Origin of the sequence: Nesterenkonia ebinurensis (assembly GCF_008711175.1) — a bacterium.
In the GTDB taxonomy this organism is placed as follows: Bacteria; Actinomycetota; Actinomycetes; order Actinomycetales; family Micrococcaceae; genus Nesterenkonia; species Nesterenkonia ebinurensis.
This window is the reverse complement of sequence record NZ_VWNF01000004.1, coordinates 44,784-63,565: the sequence shown is the minus strand read 5'-3', so window position 1 is coordinate 63,565 and position 18,782 is coordinate 44,784. Positions and strand designations below refer to the sequence as shown.

The window sequence follows — 18,782 nt, the reverse complement described above, 5'->3', positions numbered from 1 at the left end:
GGCGTATTATATGTAAAAATACATGTATGGCTACTAAGACGATCGCCGTTGACGCTCAGGTCTACGAGGAGTTGGCCGCCCAGAAGCGGCCAGGTGAGTCGTTCTCCAAGGCTATCCGCCGAATGATTCAGCAGAGCGGTGAGCGCGGCACAGGTGCCGACCTGCTCCGACACCTGGAATCTGTTCCTCCGTTGTCTGAAGAGGATGCGGAGATCATGTTGGAGGTCGTCGAGGAGAACCGGAGCGAAGCCTTGGGGGAGCCGCTTGATCTGCGTTGACACGTCATTCTTGATCCACCTATGGCGTGAGCGTCGAAAGCCTGAATCTGCCGCCAGAGACGTTCTCGAACGGCATCCCGATGAAAAGTTCGCCCTCTCCGCCCTGGTCGTCGGAGAGTTCCTGGAGGGCGGTGCATCCGTTTCTGCGACGCGACTGGCTGAGTCCCGCTCTTTCATCACCAGATACCACTTCTTGGAGGTCGATCAGGAGACTGCTGAGCGGTACGCCCGCATTGTTTCAGGCCTGCGGGCCTCCGGAGAGGATCGGGGACGGTCTAAGCCAGATATGTGGATCGCTGCAGCTGCGCTCCGACACAGTTCCCCGATTCTGACCAAGAACACCAAGCACTTTCAGGGCATCCCGGACCTTGACGTGCTGACCTTCTGAGGAGCCTGTCCACTCTATGAGTCCCAGAGTGTGCGGTAGAAGGCGATGCGCTCCTCATCCGGTTCCGCCCCGTAGGCGGCGAAGAACAGCTCATCGTAGCTGCGCCCGAAGTTGACCTCCCAGCTGATGCTGTAGGTCGCGATCGCCAGGTCAGCCCACCGGTCTGCCACCCCGAGCTGGCCGAGGTCCACATGGGCGGCGAACTGCCCCTCTGCGCTGATCAGCGTATTCGGCACGCAGGGATCGCCGTGGCAGACCACCAGCTTCTCCGGGCTCGGGAGTTCGACCCCCTCCGCTTCTGCCCAACCGCCCCGGAACGGACAGTCCTCTACCGGAAGGGAATCGTGGAGACGCCGCAGCCCTGAGGCGATGGCGCCTACGGCGGTCTCCGGCTCGGAGAGCCATTGCCGGTGCAGAGCGGGCAGCGCCTGGATTCCGGCGGTGAGCAGCCAGGCGGCGGCGTCGTTCTCCTCGAACTTCAGGACCTCGGGCACTGGCGCGAATCGCCTGGCCCATACCAGGCGCTCCGCCTCGGCCCCGAGGTTCACATGGCGGCGGCGGACGGGGTCCAGCCCCGAATAGTCCTGCCACTTCAGATACCGGGTCCTGCCGCGGCCGGTCAGTCTGAACGTGACCCCGCCGAGCTCATTGCGCCAGACCGGTTCCACGGTGTCCCCGGCCGCCAGTTCGCGGACCTGCGGGGGCAGCATGACCGGTCTGTGCGGTGCACCGGCCAGGCTCACGGCAGATCCTGGGCCAGGCGAACCACGGCGGTGACTGAGTCGCCGAGGTTGATTCCCTCAGCGCGGCGGACAGCCGTTTTGAGCGGCAGCAGGAACTGTCTGTCCTTGGGCCACATCGCAGTGTCGAATTCCGTACTGCCGATTGTCGCGATCACTGGGATCTGCCCCCAGTACATCAGATGCTTCGCAGCCTCTTTCAGATCGGCGGAGAGCTGCTCGGGCAGCGGCGCAAACAGGAACGGAGCAGGTCCGCGCCACTCGATGACCTCAGCTTCGAATTGCCATTCCATGCCTCTACTGTAAGTCTGCGCCGAGCAGAGGCGATGCCTTATCAATGATCAGCGGCAGGCTGAAGCTGGGAAACTGCAACTGCTGCTGAAGGGGCTTACCTGCCCACCCTGTTCCTGACCGGATCTGAAACCACCTCCATAGCGACCCCATCCCTGTTGATGAGTGGTCTCGTTGAGGAGCTCTCAGAATCTCAGGGTCATGGGACCAGGGACTGGCCGATCAGTTCAGCCGCCTCCGCATCGCCGTAGTCCCGATGCCAGGGGAGGCGGTGCCAGACCAGCAGCAGAAGCTCCGCGGCAGAGGCACGGACCATCAGGGACCGCTCCGCATCACCGATCTTCACGGGGACTGTGTCGAGGTCAGTGGCGGTAAGGACCAGCTGCTTCGGCAGCGGGCTGACCCGCTCAGCTCTGAGCATCCGCGGGTACATCACCTCAGCGACTTCGGCCACACCATCGAAGGCTAGGACAGGATCCATCTCAGCGCTTCGGCCCAGGGCATGCTGCGCATCCCAGAGATGGACCACCGTCTCATGCACCTGGCGACGCTGCCAGAACACCGCGGTGCGCTGCTCCTTCACCAGCGTCCAGCACGGCTTGTCAGGCCCCGCCTCAGCCAGGGCCTTGCGCATCTTCTCCGCAACGGCGCCGTACCAGGCAGCTAGGGACTCATCCGGAGACGGCTCATCCTGGGGACGGTCACGGGGATCGGCCCCGTCCAGAATCTGTGTGGCCCACAGATGGGTGCGGCCCAGATGGACGGCAAGATCCCGTATACCCCACCTGGGGCAGGCCGCCACAGGGGAGGCGAGCGCGGCGTCGTCGTTCTCAGCGGAGGCAATGACGGCTCTGAACTGCTCAGTGGCGGCGGTAAGCTCATCCAGCCACGGCCTTCCGGTGGGAGATATCACATTCTGGAGCATACCGGAGTGTGTGCGACTGCCGCCGGCTGGCTAGGCTGCTGGAACCAGCGGATCAGCCGATCGAGGAGCAGGCCTGCCAGCACACCGGAGAGAACCCCCAGCGCCATTGCCAGCAGAGGGCTCTCGCTGAGCAGATGGCCTGCCCCTATCCCCATGGCCGCGCAATAGACAGCCCAGAGCAGCGAGGCCAGTCCTGCCAAGGGCAGGAAGCGGGTGAGTCGGAAGGCGAGGGCCCCGGCTGTCATATTCACCGCCACACGCCCCACCGGGATGAAGCGACCCGTCAGGATGAAGGTGCTACCGCGTTCGGCCAACGCTCTTTGAGTGTGCGTCAAGACAGCCTGGCCCCTGGGGCCGCGAAGCATCCGCAGCCGGTCCACCGGCACCCGTGAGCCGATGGAGTAGGCGATGAGATCGCCTAAGAACGCGCCGACAGCAGCAGCTAGCACCAGCAGCACCAGGTAGCCTGCCGACATATCTCCCGCCACTGCCAGCACGGCGGCGGCAATGACGATTGACTCACTGGGCACCGGCGGGAAGAACCCGTCGATGCAGGACAGGACAAGAACTGCCAGCAGCAGCCAGGGCGAAGGGCCCAGGGCAACCACGGCAGACTCGATGCTGCTCAGAATTTCATGCATACCTTCACGCTATGGACTGCACTGTGTGGGCAGAATCCAGCTGCCTGCACATCAGCCGGAAGCTTCTCCCGGGATTCGGTGCAGTTTTCTGCACCCTGATCTGAGAGTCAGCTTCCATGCGTGGCTGTGGTCCTGGTGGATAAGCTCGACCACGTGACCGAACAGGATGCCGGCGCAGCGGCGGTGCCTCGCAGTGCACTGCGGCGGACAGGCGCCAACGCCATCTATCTGACCACTGGCGGCCTGCTGCTGAGCGCCCCGGCCGCCGGTGGCTTCGCCATGGCCAGCACGATCATCGCCGCAGTCATGATCAGCTCCCCCTACACGGATCTGGCACCGGAGGACATCGCGCCCGCCCGGGTCAGTCTGATCCTGCTGACCTGTCTGATCGGGCTGGCCACGATCACCCTCTGCTTCTTCTTCGGCCGGCTGCACCGCTCCCGGGCAGCCGCACTGCTGGGAGTGCATATCCCCATACCGCGCAGTCCGCGCGGCTGGCGGCGGCTGCTCACACTGGGCTTCACCCCCTACGGCTTGAGGATGCTGGCCTATCACCTCATCGGGCTGCTCTGGGGTCCGGTGATGGTCGCCGTCGTGCTGATCTGCCTGGTCGGCGGGCCGGGTCTGGTGGTCTTCGGGCTCAACCTCACCGGTGACCTGCCGATGACCGACATCCTGCTGGTCACCGATGTGCTGCTGGCCCTGGGCGGGGCCGGCCTGCTGCTGGTCTCTCCCTGGATTCTGCGTGGAGTGGCCGTAGCGGACCTGGCGCTGGTCCGCTGGGTCAATGGGGTCACTGAGAAAGCGGTGCTGGCCCAGCGGGTCCAGCAGGTCACCGAAGCCAGATCAGGTGTGGTGGCAGCCGCCGATGCCGAGCGTCGTCGTATTGAACGGAACCTGCACGACGGCGCCCAGCAGCGGCTCACCGCACTGGCCGTCCATCTGGGCATCGAGCGCAGCCGCCATGCTCAGGCCGCGGCCGCCGGGGAGACACTGGAGGCTCAGGAGACCGCGGCTGCGCTGAAGGACGCACAGACCGAGGTGCAGACCGCCCTGCAGGAGATCCGGCACCTGGTCCGAGGCCTGCACCCGGCAGTGCTGGAGGACCGGGGGCTGGACGCTGCGGTCTCCGGCATCGCCTCCCGCGCACCGTTCCCGGTGGCGGTCCGGGTGGATGTCCCCGAACGTCCCATCCTTGAGGTCGAGGCGGTCGCCTACTTCGTGGTCTCCGAAGCGATGAACAACGTCATCGCCCATGCCGAGGCCGAGCATGCCTCTGTGACGGTGCAGCGAACCCGTGACAGCCTGGAGATCGCCATAGACGACGACGGCGCGGGCGGTGCCGATGAGCAAAGCGGCACCGGGCTCACCGGGCTGCGTCAGCGCGTCGAATCGGTGGACGGGACGCTGCGGATGGTCAGCGAACCCGGCCAAGGAACCCAGATCAGAGTGGAGCTGCCATGCGCGTAGTCATCGCCGAAGATTCCGTCCTGCTGCGCGAAGGGCTGGCCCGGCTGCTGGACTTCGCCCAGATCGAGGTCGCCGCCACCGTCGGCAATGCCACCGAACTGATCCCGGCAGTGCAGAAGCACAGCCCCGATCTGGTGATCGTAGATGTGCGGATGCCGCCGAGCTTCACCGACGAGGGGATCCGCGCCGCCCTGGAGCTCCGCCGGCGAGATCCCGAACTTGCAGTCATCGTGCTCTCCCAGTACGTGGAGGAGCGCTATGCGGTAGAGCTGCTCACCGGGGAGACTTCCGGGGTGGCCTATCTGCTCAAGGACCGGGTGGCCGATGTGGACGAGTTCCTCGCGGTGGTGCGCAGAGTCGCCGAGGGCGGATCGGTGCTGGACCCGGAGGTGGTCTCCCAGCTGCTGACCCGGCAGCGGAAAGGCGATCCGGTGGATGCGCTGACCGACCGGGAGACCCAGGTGCTGGCCCTGATGGCCGAAGGGCGCTCCAATGCCGGGATCTGCGCGGAGCTCTATCTCAGCGAATCAGCAGTGACCAAGCACATCAACGCCATCTTCACCAAGCTGGGCATCCCGCCCACCAGCAGCGCCAACCGACGGGTGCTGGCAGTGCTGCAGTACTTGGCGGCCAACAGCGCACCTGAGGGCGGAGGCAGACAGAGATGACGACCACGCAGCAGCACTCTGCGGCAGAACAGGCTGCACCGGCTGCAGTGCGGCGGGCCTGGTTGACCATCGGAGGCTTCCTCACCGCCGCAGTTCTGGCCGCCGGTGCCTATCTGGCCTGGTCAGTGATCACCGGCAGCGGGATGAGCGAACAGACGGAGCGCTCGACCATCACCAGCGGTGAGGTCCCAGAGACGGTAGCCATCGAGGGCACCGTGGCCAGTGTTGAATTGACCGGCGCTGAGACCGGTGCGGCCACCGCGGATCTGAATCTCAGCTGGTACGCCAGCGAGCGGCCAGTAGTCGGGGATGAATGGGAGGGATCCACCTGGGTGGTGGATCTCGGATGCCAGCACATGGGGATTCCCATCTGGTTCGCACCGGGCTGTGGGATCGACTACTCCGGACATATGCCGGCCTCCGCCGGAGCTGAGGTAGCCCTGACCTCTGGATCCATCACGCTGAAGGATCTCCGTGGTCCGCTGAGCCTGGAGACTTCCTCCGGCAGGGTTACAGGTGAGGGGCTCTCCTCCGATATAGCTGACACCCGCTCAACAGCAGGCAGCATCTCGCTGGAGTTCACCGAGAGACCGTCCCGGGTCGAGGCCGAAGCCACATCAGGAAATATCGAGGTCTCAGTGCCGCGTGGGGAGGCTTACCGGGTTCTGACCGACACCGCCAGCGGCGGGATCACCATTGATGTCGCGACAGACCCGGAGGCCGAGTCCACCATCGATCTGCGGACCACCAGCGGGCATATCACTGTCACTTACTCCGACTGAGCCGCAGATGCAGCTCTGAAGAGTGCAGTTTCCTCCACCGAAGAACTGCAGGCAGCTTCTCACAGACCGGCAGTCAGCTGGATTCCGTGTGATTCCGGGCGTCCATAGCGTAGAAGTATGCGAGGAACTCCTTACTCAGAGCCGCCCGCGGCAGATGCTCCGCTGCGTGTGCTGGTCGTCACCGAATCCTTCCTGCCGCAGATCAATGGAGTGACCAACTCCGTCTGCCGGGTCTTGGAACATCTGCAGCAGCGCGGTCACACGGCCGCAGCCATCGCTCCGACAGGACCTGAGCAGTACGCAGGAGCAGAGATTCATCGGGTCGGCGGTCTGGACCTGCCCGGCTACGACGGATTCACCGTCGGCATGGCCACCCGCCGTCGGCTGCGCGGGCTTATGGACCAGTTCCGCCCAGACGTGGTCCATGTGGCCTCGCCGTTCGTGCTGGGCTATGCGGCAGTCCGTGCGGCAAACAGCATGCAGATTCCAGTGCTCAGCATCTACCAGACCGATGTGGTCGGCTTCGCACGCCGATACCGAATGCGGGCCACCGAAGCGCTGATCAGGCACCGGCTGCGGCGCATCCATATCCAGTCCGACCTGACCCTGGCCCCCTCCACCGCCAGCATCGAGCAGCTGGAGGAGTTAGGCATTCCGCGGCTGAGGTTCTGGCCACGGGGAATCGATACGGCACGATTTGCCCCGCAGAAGCGATCAGACTCCCTGCGGACGCGGCTGCTGGCACAATCCGGCGCAGCCGATACCGCCGGTGAAGTCCTGGTCGGCTATGTGGGCAGGCTGGCCAAAGAGAAAGACCTGGACCATCTCCAGACGATCAGCGGAACTCCTGGAATCAGGCTGGTTCTGGTAGGCGATGGGCCTCGACGTGACCACCTGGAGGCTCTGCTGCCCGAGGCGCTCTTCCTGGGGGAGCTGCACGGGGAGCAGCTGGCGGAGATCGTCGCGAGTCTCGATGTCTTTGTGCACACCGGGGCTGGGGAAACCTTCTGCCAAGCAGTTCAGGAGGCGCTGGCCTCCGGGGTGCCGGCCGTGGGACCGAGCGCCGGCGGGCTCAAGGACCGGATCGAGCACGGGACCAACGGCCTGCACTACACCCCCGGCAGTCTTGAGGAGCTGTGTGCCGTTGTGCGCCGCCTGGCCCATGACACTGCGCTGCGCCGGACAATGGGCACTGCTGCGCGTGAGGCTCTAACCACCCGCTCCTGGGAGGCGATGAATGATCTGCTCATCGAGCACTACCGGGACGCCATCACCGGAGCGCAAGGCGGTCCTACCGTACATGCAGACTCCCTGCAGTACCGGAGGAAAGGACTGCATGGACTGGCTGTCTGAGCTGCTGACCAGTTCTGCTCTGCCGTCCTGGTGCCTGCTTCTGCTCCTGCTGGTGCTGATGGCGATCCCGTTGGGACCGGCTGAGCCCACGGCAGTGGCAGCGGGGGTGATGATCAGCGCCTCGGCGCTATCGCCGCTTCCGACGGTGCTGATCATCGCCGCAGGAATGACAATAGGTGATGTGCTGACGCACCAGGCCGGCCGCCCTCTCCTGCGGGCTCTGCAGCAGAAGCCACGAGCCGCGCAACGGATCGACTTCTGGTCGCGGGCTCTGCAGCATCAGCCGCTGGGGCGCGATGCGGCGGTGGCCGGCCTGCGCTTCATCCCTGGCGCCCGGACTCCGGCTGCGCTCGCCGCCCGCGCGGCAGGAGTGGGCGGTGTGCGGTTTATGCTCTTGGCCGTTGCCGGTTCGTTGGCCTGGGCGAGCCTCTGGGTGCTCGGCGGAGAGGCGCTGGTGCACCTACTGCCGTTGGAAGCCGTGGCGACGATTCTGACCTCTGCGCTCTGTGTATGGATCATTGCCCGTCATCTGCGCAGCCGCAGCTGCTTACGCGGCGAGGTCAGCACGGTAATGTAGGGGAGGCCTGTTTCTTCCCTAATCCTGCGTGTTGAGGTGTTTCTGTGTCTCTGAAGGGTCTGCGCACTGCGCTGTCTGCTGCGTCGTCGTATTCTCGCGTAGTCTCCGCGGCTGGCTATCCTGCGGCAGAACGCACTGACGAGATGCAGATCGCAGCTACTTCCGGGCTGCGGCCAGCACTGATCGCTGAGATTACGGAGGGTTTGAGAGCACAGCATGAGGACGCCGTGGTGCTGGCGGTCACCGCCACCGACCGGGAGGCCGAGGAGCTCGAGTCCGCGCTGAGCTGCTTTGCGCCTGAATCCCGGGTGGCCCATTTCCCCTCCTGGGAGACTCTGCCGCATGAGCGGCTCTCCCCGCGCTCAGACACGGTGGGCCGTCGGCTGGGCATCCTGCGCCAGTTGGCCCACCCGGAACAGGCCGGGCGACTCGATGTTGTGGTGGCCCCGATCCGCGCCGTCATCCAGCCGATCGTGGCTGGGCTCGGCGACTTGCAGCCGGTCACCCTTTCTTCCGGGGAGTTCTATGAGTTTGATGACGTGGTGGCCCGACTGGCCGCAGCCGCCTACTCCCGGGTGGACATGGTGACCCGGCGGGGTGAGTTCGCCGTGCGCGGCGGCATCCTGGATGTTTTCCCGCCGAATGAGACCCATCCTGTCCGGGTGGAGTTCTTCGGCGATGAGATCGAACAGCTGCGCCACTTCTCAGTGGCTGATCAGCTCTCCATCGAGAACGATGTCCCCACCACCGTCCACGCCGTGCCCTGCCGTGAGCTGCTGATCACCGATGAGATCGCCACCAAAGCCAAGTCCCTGATGCCCAGCATGCCGCATGCGGTGGACATGCTGGAGAAGATCAGCCAGTATCAGGCAGTCGAGGGCATGGAATCGCTGACTCCCGTGCTGGCTGAGCGCATGGTGCCCTTTGTCTCCCAGCTGCCGCAAGGGTCACTGACCGTAGTGGTGGAACCGGAGAAGGTCCGCACCCGTGCCCACGACCTGGCTGCCACCAATGAGGAGTTCCTGGCGGCAGCTTGGCAGGCCAGCTCTGATGGGGCGTCAGCACCGATCGATGTCTCGGCACAGGAGCGTGACAGCCTTGCCACCGGGGCTTTTGCCTCACTCGCTGAGACCCGAGAGGCCTCACTGAGGCACGACGCCGGCTGGTGGTCGATCACCTCGCTGGGGCGGGACGAGGAGTTGGAGCAGGATGCTGACCTGGTCTCCATCGACTCCCGGGAACCGATCGGTTACCGAGGGTCGGTGGAACAGGTCATGGAGTTCCTTGCTTCCCGCGCCAAGGACCAGTGGGCGGTAGTGGTGACCACCGGCGGCTCCGGCTCCGCCGCCCGAGTCGCCGAACTGTTGGCCGAGTACTCAGTGCCGCACCAACTGGCAGAGACGCTTGAGGCGGCCCCGGCCCCCGGGCAGATCACCGTCACCACTGCCAACCTGGCCGAAGGTTTCGCCCTGGACTCCCTGCAGCTGGCCCTGCTCACCGAGTCCGAGATGCTCGGCCGGTCCATCCGGCAGGACTCCCGGGCCGGGAAGAAGCGGGCCACCCGCCGGAAGAAGAATCCGGTGGACCCGCTTTCGCTCACCAAGGGCGACTATGTGGTCCATGCTCAACACGGCATCGGTCAGTTCCTCGAACTGATCCAGCGGCCGGTGGGCTCTCCGGCGGCCATCCGGGCCGGCACCGCCGGCATGCGCGAATACATGGTGCTGGAATACGCCTCCTTCAAACGGGGCGCCCCCAAGGACCGGCTGATGGTTCCCACCGACCAGCTCGACCAGGTCTCCCAGTATGTGGGCGGGGACGTGCCCACTCTCTCCAAGATGGGCGGTTCCGACTGGGCGGCCACCAAACGCAAAGCCCGCCGGGCGGTCAAAGAGATCGCAGCGGAGCTGATCAGGCTCTACGCGGCCCGGATGGCCTCCCGGGGCTACGCCTTCAATCCCGATACCCCCTGGCAGTCCGAGTTGGAAGACGCCTTCCCCTATGTGGAGACCCCCGACCAGCTTTCTACCATGGAGGAGGTCAAACGGGATATGGAGGCTGAGGTCCCCATGGACCGGCTGATCTCCGGGGACGTGGGTTTCGGCAAAACCGAGATTGCCATCCGGGCGGCCTTCAAAGCCGTGCAGGACGGCAAGCAGGTGGCTGTTCTGGTGCCCACCACCCTATTGGTCTCCCAGCACCACGAGACCTTCACCGAACGCTACGCCGGCTTCCCAGTGCGGGTCCGGGCGTTCTCTCGCTTCCAGACCGGCAAGGAGGCCAAGGAGGTGATGATCGGGCTGAAGGAGGGAACCGTGGATATCGTGATCGGCACACACCGGCTGCTGGGCAAAGAGGTCCAGTTCAAGGACCTGGGCCTGGTGATCATCGACGAGGAGCAGCGTTTCGGCGTGGAGCACAAGGAGCAGCTGAAGAAGCTGCGCACCAATGTGGATGTGCTGGCCATGACTGCAACCCCCATCCCGCGCACCCTGGAGATGTCCATGGCCGGGATCCGGGAGACTTCCGAGCTGAACACTCCGCCCGAGGAGCGCCATCCCGTGCTCACCTATGTGGGCCCCTACACCGATAAACAGATCTCCGCGGCCATCCGGCGTGAGCTGATGCGTGAGGGCCAGGTCTTCTACGTGCACAACCGGGTGGCAGATATCGACCGGGTCGCCGCCCGGGTGCGGGAACTGGTGCCCGAGGCCCGGGTGGAGGTGGCCCACGGCCAGATGGGCGAATCCCAGCTGGAGCAGATCGTCCAGGACTTCTGGGAGCGCCGGTTCGACGTGCTGGTCTCCACCACCATCATCGAGACCGGACTGGACATCTCCAACGCCAACACCCTGATCGTCGACAAGGCCAGTGCCTTCGGCCTGTCCCAGCTGCATCAGCTGCGCGGACGGGTGGGGCGCTCCAGAGAACGTGCCTACGCCTACTTCCTCTACCCCGCGGAGATCCCGCTGGGCGAGGACGCCCTGGAGCGGCTGAAGGCAGTGGCCGCGCACAATGAGCTGGGCGCCGGGTTCCAGCTGGCCAAGAAGGACCTACAACTGCGCGGAGCAGGCAATCTGCTCGGCGGTGAGCAGTCCGGGCATATCGAAGGAGTGGGCTTCGACCTCTACCTGCGCATGGTGGGTGAGGCTGTGGCCGACTACCGCGGTGAGCAGGACACCCACCCCGAAGAGGTCAAGATCGAGCTGCCGATCAACGCCCACCTGCCCGAGGAATATGTGCCCAGCGAACCGCTGCGCCTGGAAGGCTACCGTAAGCTGGCCGCCGCAGACACCGATGAAAAGGTCGACGACGTGCTCGCGGAATGGACTGACCGGTACGGGGAGCTGCCCCAGGCAGCCCAGAATCTGGTGGAGGTCTCCCGCTTCCGCAACCGGATGCGTGCGGTCGGCATCACCGATGTGGGGGCGCAGGGCAAGTTCATACGGTTCAGCCCGGTGGCAGAACTGGCTGAGTCACGACAACTGCGCATGCAGCGGATGTTCTCCGGTCAGCACAAGGCCTCGCTCAAGCAGGTACTGCTGGCCAAGCCGAGCACCAAGCCCATCGGGGGTGAGGATCTCACCGACGGGGCCCTGCTCGACTGGCTCCAACAGGTCTACGACGCGTTATTTAAGAGCTGACCCAGACTTTCAGCTCAGTAGCGGGACTGGGCGGGAGCCTTCCGCTCACCGGCCGGCGCCTGAGATTCAGCTTCTCTGGAGGCCATGGCGTCCAGGGGCTCCCCATGCTCGCCGTGCAGGTCCTGCTGCTCCAGGGTGTCGGAGCGGCCGATGACCTCCTTGGCGATCAGGAATGCCCCAGAGTAGAGGACGAGGAAGACCAGGCCCGGCCACCATACATTGTCCAGGTCCCAAAAGTTCAGGATCACCATGGAGCCCAGCAGCAGGCCGAATACAAAGAGGAAGGCAACCAGGTTGCCCACAAACCGTCCCTGCCCGGAATAGGCCTTCACATTGCCCTGCGCGTCAATCATGTGATCCCTCTGCTGTGTTGAGTGGTGGGTACCGGAGGACCAGGCGGTCAGTAGCCCTCATCGGTGCTTGCTTTTCCTGCTCCCACAATACCAAGAGAGGAGCTGGCTCCGATGCGTGTGGCCCCGGCAGAGACTACCTTGACGGCGTCGTCGTAGGTTCTCACCCCGCCGGAGGCTTTGATCCCCAGCCGGCCGCCGACCTCGCGGTGCATCAGAGCAATATCCTCCACGGTGGCACCACCCCCGGCGAACCCGGTGGAGGTCTTGACAAAATCAGCCCCGGCGGCCTCGGCGGCGCGGCAGACCAGCACCTTGGCCTCCTCGGTCAGCAGGGCGGTCTCCAGAATCACCTTCAGAATGGCACCGCCGCCGTGAGCGGCAGCGGCAATGGCAGCGATCTGCGCCTGCACAGCATCGGCTAAGCCGGCGTTGGCATCGGCGATGTCCACCACCATGTCGATCTCTTCTGCCCCGTTGGCCACCGCCTCCTGGGTCTCAGCCACCTTCTGGGCGGTGGTGGTGGCACCCAGCGGGAAGCCCACCACCGTGCAGGTCTTCACCCCGGTGCCGGCCAGGGCGCCAGCGGTCAGCTCCACCCACTTGGGGTTGATGCACACAGCGGCGAACTGATGCGCAGCCGCCTCAGCGATCACCCGGCGGACCGTGGCCTCCTGTGCATCCGGTGTGAGCACAGTGTGGTCGATCAGCCCGGCCAGCTCTTGAGGTGTCGGCGTGGTCATCCATGGGCTCCTAAGATCTGTTCCATCGAGCTGCGCAGGGCCGCCAGTACTGTTTCAGCTTCCTGACCGGCGGCTGCCACGGCGCTGGGCGCCTCGGACGCGGGCTGGGCCACAGCCTCCAAGTAACACTTGACCTTGGGCTCGGTGCCGGAGGGACGCACGATCACCCGGTGTCCGCCAGCAGTGAGATAGATCAGCGCATCAGTGGACTTCGCCTCGGTGAACTCCTTGCCCGGCAGCGGATCCTGCTTCAGATCCAGAGCCTCGACCACCGGATCACCGGCAATCTCAGCAGGCGGGCTCTGGCGCAGTGCGGCAGTGACCTCGCCCAGCTGGGAGAGATCATCCACCCGGATAGTCACCTGGCCAGTGACATGGACCCCCGCCTCGGCGGCGATCTCGTCCAAGGCGCTGATCGCGGTCTTGCCCTTGGCCTTGAGATCGGCAATCAGCTCGCTGAAGATCAGTGCGGCCGAGACGCCGTCCTTGTCCCGCACATGCACCGGGTCCACATCGAAGCCGATGGCCTCCTCATAGCCGAAGATGATGTTCGGCACCCGGGCCAGCCATTTGAAGCCGGTCAGTGTCTCCTCGTGAATGATGCCCCGGCCGGCGGCCAGCTTGCCCAGCAGCCGGGAGGAGACCACGGAGTTGCCGATGGTGGGAGAGGTATCGCTAGGGGAAGTTTGCCAGCCATCGCGCAGCGGGCCGCGCTCCAGGATGTGCCGGCCCAGCAGCGCGCCGATCTCATCCCCGCTCAGCTGCCGCCAGGACCCGGCGTCGTCGTCATAGACCGCAGCCGAGAGCCGGTCGGCGTCGGGGTCATTGGCCAGTACCAAGTCAGCATTGTGCTCAGCGGCGGCCTTCAGGGCCAGGTCAAGTGCTCCGGCCTCCTCCGGATTGGGGAAGTCGGCGGTGGGGAAGGCTGGGTCGGGCTCGAACTGCTCGGCCACCGGGAACACATCAGCGAACCCGCCGGCGTAGAGCAGATCGGTGACCGCAGCCCCGCCCACCCCGTGCATCGCGGTGTAGACGACAGTGATGCCCCGGTGCGGATAGTTCTCCGGGTCCAGCAGCTCCAGAGCCTCACGCTGATAAGAGTCCCGGGCTTGCTGACTTATCCACTGCACCCCGGCAGGAGTGGGAACCTCCGGAGAGGGCAGCGCTTCCGGGGTGGGGGACTCTGCAGCGAAGTCAGCGGACACCACCTCGGCGATGGTCGCGGCAATCTGCTGATCCACCGGGGAGACGATCTGCGCGCCTACGCCCAGTCCATCCGGCTCCAGGTAGCGGGAGAGCTCCCCACCCAGGTAGACCTTGTAGCCGTTGTCCTGGGGCGGGTTGTGGCTGGCAGTGACCATCACACCGACCTCGGCGTCGGTGACCAGCACCTGCCGGGCCAGCAGGGGAGTGGGGCCGGGCCTGTCGAACAGGTGCACCTCCCAGCCGGCGTCACGGAAGATCTCCGCGGTCTCGAAGGCAAACTCATCGGACTGGTAGCGGGCGTCATAGCCGATCACGATCCTGTGGGCCTTAGCCCCCTCCACATCATGGGGGTTGTCGATCTTGCCATGTGCCTCATCCAGCTTTGCGGTGGCGTACTTCAGCAGTCCGGCGGCAGTCTGGCGAACCACCAGCCGATTCATCCGCAGCGGTCCGGGGCCCAGCTCCGCGCGCAGTCCGGCGGTGCCGAAGGCCAGCCGGCCGGCGAAGAGCCGCTCCAAGGTGTCATAGGCCACCTGGTCGCCGCCCTCAGCGTCGCCGAGCAGCTCAGTGAGCTCAGTGCGGGTGCTGGGGTCCGGGTCCAGGTCAATCCAGCGCTTGGCAGTGCTCAGCAGTTCGGCCACGGTCAGCTCTCCTCCAGAGTTGCGGTGATGATCTGGGCCAGCAGTGCAGCGATTCTGGGTGCTGCGGCTGTGCCGGCCTCAAGGACTTCCTGGTGGCTCAGCGGCTCATCTGAGATCCCGGCGGCCAGGTTGGTCACCAGGGAGATGCCGAAGACCTCCATCCCTGCCGCCCGGGCAGCGATGGCCTCCAGGGCGGTGGACATGCCCACCAGGTCCGCCCCGATGGTGCGCAGGTAGCTGATCTCGGCAGGGGTCTCATAATGCGGGCCGGGCAGCTGGGCGTAGACACCCTCCTGCAGCGAAGGGTCCACCCGCCGCGCGATTCCGCGGATGCGCGGGGAGTACAGATCGGTGAGGTCTACAAAATGGGCGCCCTGCAGCGGGGAGACGCCGGTGAGGTTCAGATGGTCGCGGATCAGCACCGGGGCACCCGGGGTCCAGGCCGGATTCAGTCCGCCACAGCCGTTGGTGAGTACGACGACGCCCGCCCCGGCAGCTGCGGCGGTGCGCACCCCGTGTGCCACCGCGTCCACACCGCGGTCCTCGTAGTAGTGGGTACGGGCCCCGATCACCAGCACATGCTTCCCAGAGGCAGCCCGGATGACCTTCAGCGAGCCGCTGTGCCCAGGCACCCCGGAGTTGCGGAAGCCGGGGATGTCCTCAGCGCTGATCTCTGCCACCAGCTCACCGAGCTGCTCGGCGGCCTCCCCCCAGCCGGAGCCCAGGGTGCAGGCCAGGTCGATTGACTCGATGCCTGCTTCCTGCAGTAGGGCCGCAGCGGCACGCTGCGCCTGCTGACTGACCTCGCTGGTGGGATCCTTAGTGCTCATAGCCCTAACCTATCTGCTCAGGACTGCCCGCCGAGCGCCCAGCGCAGCGTGTCCAGCCCCAGACTGCCCAGCTGCAGCAGCTCGGTGTGGAAGGCCTTCAGGTCAAAGTCAGCACCCAGGGTGGCCTCACGCTCGGCGCGAATCTGCTGGAAGACCCGCTGGCCCACCTTATAGCTGGGTGCCTGCCCCGGCCAGCCCAGGTACCGGGTCAGCTCAAAGTCCAGTTGGGCCTCGGAGATCGGCAGATGCTCACGCAGGAACGCCCGTCCGCTGACTGGGTTCCAGGTCTGAGAGCCCCATTCAGCAGGGGCCCGGAACCCGCAGTGCAGACCGATGTCGAAGACCACCCGGGCCGCCCGCATCCGCTGCATGTCCAGCATGCCCATCATGTCCCCGGGATCCTGCAGGTAGCCCAGTTCGGCCATCAGGTCCTCGGCATAGAGCGCCCAGCCCTCGGCGTAGCCGGAGGTGAAGCATCCGTTGCGCCGCCAGGAGTTCAGCCGGTCCTTGACCATCACCGCAGTGGCGACCTGCAGATGGTGGCCCGGCACGCCCTCGTGATACACCGTGGTGGTCTCTGCCCAGGTGGTGAACTCGGTGTCCTCCGGCGGTACAGACCACCACATCCGGCCGGGCCGGGCGAAGTCATCCGAGGGGCCGGTGTAGTAGACCCCGCCGTCGGTGGTCGGGGCGATCCTGCACTCCAGCTGGTCCATAGGGGAGGGGATGTCGAAGTGCACATCCTTCAGATCGGCGACCGCCTGGTCGCTTAGCTGCTGCATCCACTCCTGCAGCGCCTTGGTGCCGTGCAGCTTCCGCGCCGGATCAGTGTTGAGGATCTCCTTGGCCTCGGCCACCGAGGCGCCGGAGCGGATCTGCTCGGCCACCTGCTCCTGGGCAGCCACCAGCCGGGCGAGTTCGGCCAGGCCCCACTGGTAGGTCTCCTCCAGGTCCAGCCGGGTCCCGGTGAAGGACTGCGAGGCCAGCCGGTAGTAGTCAGTGCCCACCGCATCCTGTGCCGGGGCGGCCGGCAGCAGCCCTTCGGTGAGCCGCCGGGACAGCTGCAGGTAGGCCTCAGCGGCAGCCTGGACACCCTTGCGCACATCATCGACGACGCCGCCGGTGACCTGGGCAGCCTCAGCAGCGGTGACCAGCTGAGCCAGGGCTCCGTCCTGAGCAGCATAGGAGGCGAACTGCCCCGCTGCGGCCTGCACCTGACGGACCGCGGAGACCTCTCCGCCCCTCCGAGCGGCGACCAGCGATTTCCACCAGCCCTCCAGCGCGGCCGGGAGGTTCTGCAGACGCTGTGCAATATGGGCGAAGTCCTCATCGGTGGACTGCGGCATCAGATCCAGGATCTGGCGGGCACCGTGGGCCGGGGTGGCGATATTGTTGATGTCCTCGCGCCCGGTCTCATGCAGCGCCACGGAGAGGCCCAGCCGCTCCCGCATAGCATGCAGGGTGACCGCATCGGTGTGGTCGCTGGGAGTCAGGCTCTGAAGATCACGGAGTGTTGCGGCCTCGTGCGCTGCCCGTTCCGCCTTGCCGGCCGGCGAGTAGTCCCCGTAGTCGGTCTCATGCCCGGGGATGCCCAGATAGGTGGCCTCCTCCGGGTTCAGCTCCAGGTGCTTGGCGAAGTAGTCTTCGACAAACTCATCGACGGCAGTGGGCTGGCGCGGCTCAGTCATGTTCCTAAGCCTAGCCTGATAGGAGCAGCTCTCGAGCTGCCGAGCGTGTCTTCAAGCCGCCCAATCCGCTCTACCCGCATCGCCTCACGCGTCATCCGTCGGCGGGGTCCATCACATGCAGGTGCAGGCGCCGGGCGGCCTCAGCGAGGGAACCGGTCAGCGAGGGGTAGACGGTGAAGGTGGAGGCCACATCATCCACATGCAGTTTATGGGTCACCGCGATGGCCAGCGGGTAGATCAGTTCCGAGGCGCGCGGGGCCACGACCACTGCCCCGATCACCGTACCGGAACCGCGGCGGGAGAAGATCTTGACAAAGCCGTCGCGGATGTTCATCATCTTGGCCCGTGGATTAGTGGTCAGGTCCAGCTTGACCACATCGGCCTGGTACTTCCCGGAGTCCACTTGCGCCTGGGTGACCCCCACAGTGGCGATCTCCGGAGAGGTGAACACGTTTGAAGCCACTCGGTGTAGTTGCAGCGGCTTGACGGCCCCGCCCTGCATATGAGCCACTGCGATCCTGCCCTGCATGGCGGCTACACTGGCCAGCGGGAACAGGCCGGTGCAGTCTCCGGCGGCGTAGATATTGGTGACGGTGGTTCGGGAGACGGTGTCCACCAGAATATGTCCGGAGTCGGTGGTCCCCACCCCGCACTCATCCAGGCCCAGATCCGCAGTGTTGGGGATACCGCCCACCGCCATCAGGCAGTGCGAGCCTTCCAGCACGCGCCCGTCGTTGAGAATGACCTGCACCCCGTTCTCGGTGCGCTGCGCCGACTCGGCACGGGCCCGGGCGGCGACCTTGACGCCGACCCGGTTGAAGGCGTTCTCCAGCACGGTGGCGGCGTCGGCATCTTCTCCGGGCAGCACCTGGTCGCGGGATGAGACCAGGGTGACCTCCGCACCGAGTCGACGGTAGGCGGAGGCGAACTCCGCCCCGGTGACACCGGAACCCACCACGATCATGTGCTCGGGGACCTCAGTGAGGTTATAGGCCTGGGTCCAGTTGAGGATGCGCTCGCCGTCAGGCGCCGCACTGGGCAGCTCACGGGGGTGGGCGCCGGTGGCCAGAATCACCGCATCGGCTTCTACCAATTGGGTCTCCCCAGTGGGAGCGGTCACCTGCACATGATGCGGGGGCACCAGCTTGCCGCGACCGGCGAGGATGCGCACCCCAGCGGACTCCAATGAGGCGTGAATATCCTTCGACTGAGTCGCAGCAAGCTTCAGCAGCCGCTCGTTGACCTTAGAGAAGTCCGCCCAGGCCTCGGTCTCATAGAAGTCATCCCCGTCGGACTCGCCGAACCGCACTCCGAAGGCGGTGGAGGCGTTGACCCGACGCATCGCATCAGCAGTGGCGATCAGGGTCTTGGAAGGGACCACATCGGTGAGCACTGCAGAACCGCCCATGCCTTTGTCCTCAACGACAGTCACCTCGGCACCGGTGTCCGCGGCCACCATGGCCGCCTCGTAGCCGCCTGGACCGCCGCCGATGATAACCACACGATCAGGGGCAAAACGCTTCGCTGGGTTCACTGGAGTCATACCCGCCATTGTTGCCCACTGAGC

At 65.5% G+C, this 18,782-nt stretch carries 18 protein-coding genes; 8 read left to right on the top strand and 10 right to left on the bottom strand.

Annotated elements, in window-relative coordinates; all coding sequences use genetic code 11:
* Positions 1–26: 26 nt before the first annotated feature.
* Together F0311_RS02075 and F0311_RS02070 are read left to right on the top strand one after the other, a co-directional pair.
* Positions 27–278: an antitoxin VapB family protein gene (locus F0311_RS02075; protein WP_150460303.1), complete on the top strand. Its 252-nt coding sequence runs from the start codon at positions 27–29 to the stop codon at positions 276–278.
* Positions 279–288: 10 nt separating this feature from the next.
* The gene (locus tag F0311_RS02070) at positions 289–666 is read left to right on the top strand and encodes a type II toxin-antitoxin system VapC family toxin (RefSeq protein WP_191089686.1); all 378 of its coding nucleotides are present in this window, start codon (positions 289–291) and stop codon (positions 664–666) included.
* A gap of 14 nt (positions 667–680) precedes the next feature.
* Here F0311_RS02070 and F0311_RS02065 read toward each other — a convergent pair whose 3' ends face one another.
* The 4 genes from F0311_RS02065 to F0311_RS02050 all read right to left on the bottom strand — a co-directional run bounded on the left by F0311_RS02065 (position 681) and on the right by F0311_RS02050 (position 3,263).
* A complete protein-coding gene (locus F0311_RS02065) occupies positions 681–1,409 on the bottom strand; it encodes an aminoglycoside 3'-phosphotransferase (protein WP_223881072.1) in 729 nt (242 codons plus the stop codon).
* Positions 1,406–1,699, bottom strand: coding sequence for a DUF1905 domain-containing protein (locus F0311_RS02060; protein WP_150460301.1), 294 nt, complete (start codon positions 1,697–1,699; stop codon positions 1,406–1,408). The genes F0311_RS02065 and F0311_RS02060 overlap by 4 nt, the downstream gene beginning before the upstream one ends.
* A 197-nt stretch (positions 1,700–1,896) precedes the next feature.
* Positions 1,897–2,610, bottom strand: coding sequence for a maleylpyruvate isomerase family mycothiol-dependent enzyme (locus tag F0311_RS02055; protein ID WP_191089685.1), 714 nt, complete (start codon positions 2,608–2,610; stop codon positions 1,897–1,899).
* On the bottom strand, positions 2,607–3,263 hold the full coding sequence (locus F0311_RS02050; RefSeq protein ID WP_150460299.1) for a DedA family protein: 657 nt from the start codon (positions 3,261–3,263) through the stop codon (positions 2,607–2,609). The genes F0311_RS02055 and F0311_RS02050 overlap by 4 nt, the downstream gene beginning before the upstream one ends.
* A 153-nt stretch (positions 3,264–3,416) precedes the next feature.
* Between F0311_RS02050 and F0311_RS18310 the strand changes: the two genes are divergently transcribed.
* From F0311_RS18310 to mfd, 6 genes are all read left to right on the top strand, one after another.
* The gene (locus F0311_RS18310; RefSeq protein WP_223881071.1) at positions 3,417–4,733 is read left to right on the top strand and encodes a sensor histidine kinase; all 1,317 of its coding nucleotides are present in this window, start codon (positions 3,417–3,419) and stop codon (positions 4,731–4,733) included.
* Positions 4,724–5,401, top strand: coding sequence for a response regulator transcription factor (locus tag F0311_RS02040; RefSeq protein WP_150460298.1), 678 nt, complete (start codon positions 4,724–4,726; stop codon positions 5,399–5,401). The genes F0311_RS18310 and F0311_RS02040 overlap by 10 nt, the downstream gene beginning before the upstream one ends.
* A complete protein-coding gene (locus F0311_RS02035) occupies positions 5,398–6,183 on the top strand; it encodes a DUF4097 family beta strand repeat-containing protein (RefSeq protein ID WP_150460297.1) in 786 nt (261 codons plus the stop codon). The genes F0311_RS02040 and F0311_RS02035 overlap by 4 nt, the downstream gene beginning before the upstream one ends.
* A 117-nt stretch (positions 6,184–6,300) precedes the next feature.
* Entirely contained in the window at positions 6,301–7,536 is a 1,236-nt protein-coding gene (locus F0311_RS02030; RefSeq protein ID WP_150460296.1) for a glycosyltransferase family 4 protein, read from the top strand.
* Entirely contained in the window at positions 7,520–8,113 is a 594-nt protein-coding gene (locus F0311_RS02025) for a DedA family protein (RefSeq protein ID WP_191089684.1), read from the top strand. The genes F0311_RS02030 and F0311_RS02025 overlap by 17 nt, the downstream gene beginning before the upstream one ends.
* A gap of 44 nt (positions 8,114–8,157) precedes the next feature.
* Positions 8,158–11,757 carry a transcription-repair coupling factor gene (mfd, locus tag F0311_RS02020; RefSeq protein ID WP_150460294.1) on the top strand — a complete coding sequence of 1,200 codons (3,600 nt, stop codon included), beginning with the start codon at positions 8,158–8,160 and terminating at the stop codon, positions 11,755–11,757.
* A 14-nt stretch (positions 11,758–11,771) separates the two neighbouring features.
* On the opposite strand, the gene F0311_RS02015 is transcribed toward mfd, so the two are convergent.
* The 6 genes from F0311_RS02015 to F0311_RS01990 form a co-directional block, all read right to left on the bottom strand.
* On the bottom strand, positions 11,772–12,110 hold the full coding sequence (locus F0311_RS02015; RefSeq protein ID WP_150460293.1) for a hypothetical protein: 339 nt from the start codon (positions 12,108–12,110) through the stop codon (positions 11,772–11,774).
* A gap of 47 nt (positions 12,111–12,157) precedes the next feature.
* Positions 12,158–12,850: a deoxyribose-phosphate aldolase gene (gene deoC / locus F0311_RS02010; protein ID WP_150460292.1), complete on the bottom strand. Its 693-nt coding sequence runs from the start codon at positions 12,848–12,850 to the stop codon at positions 12,158–12,160.
* On the bottom strand, positions 12,847–14,697 hold the full coding sequence (locus F0311_RS02005; protein WP_223881070.1) for a phospho-sugar mutase: 1,851 nt from the start codon (positions 14,695–14,697) through the stop codon (positions 12,847–12,849). Before F0311_RS02005 ends, deoC begins: the two co-directional genes overlap by 4 nt.
* Positions 14,698–14,699: 2 nt before the next feature.
* Positions 14,700–15,527, bottom strand: a complete 828-nt coding sequence (locus F0311_RS02000; RefSeq protein ID WP_150460290.1) for a purine-nucleoside phosphorylase — start codon at positions 15,525–15,527, stop codon at positions 14,700–14,702.
* Between the two features lie 17 nt (positions 15,528–15,544).
* On the bottom strand, positions 15,545–17,215 hold the full coding sequence (locus F0311_RS01995) for a DUF885 domain-containing protein (RefSeq protein WP_150460288.1): 1,671 nt from the start codon (positions 17,213–17,215) through the stop codon (positions 15,545–15,547).
* A 91-nt stretch (positions 17,216–17,306) separates the two neighbouring features.
* Positions 17,307–18,758 (bottom strand): NAD(P)H-quinone dehydrogenase, encoded by a 1,452-nt coding sequence (locus F0311_RS01990; protein ID WP_150460287.1) that lies wholly within the window; start codon positions 18,756–18,758, stop codon positions 17,307–17,309.
* Positions 18,759–18,782: the final 24 nt, after the last annotated feature.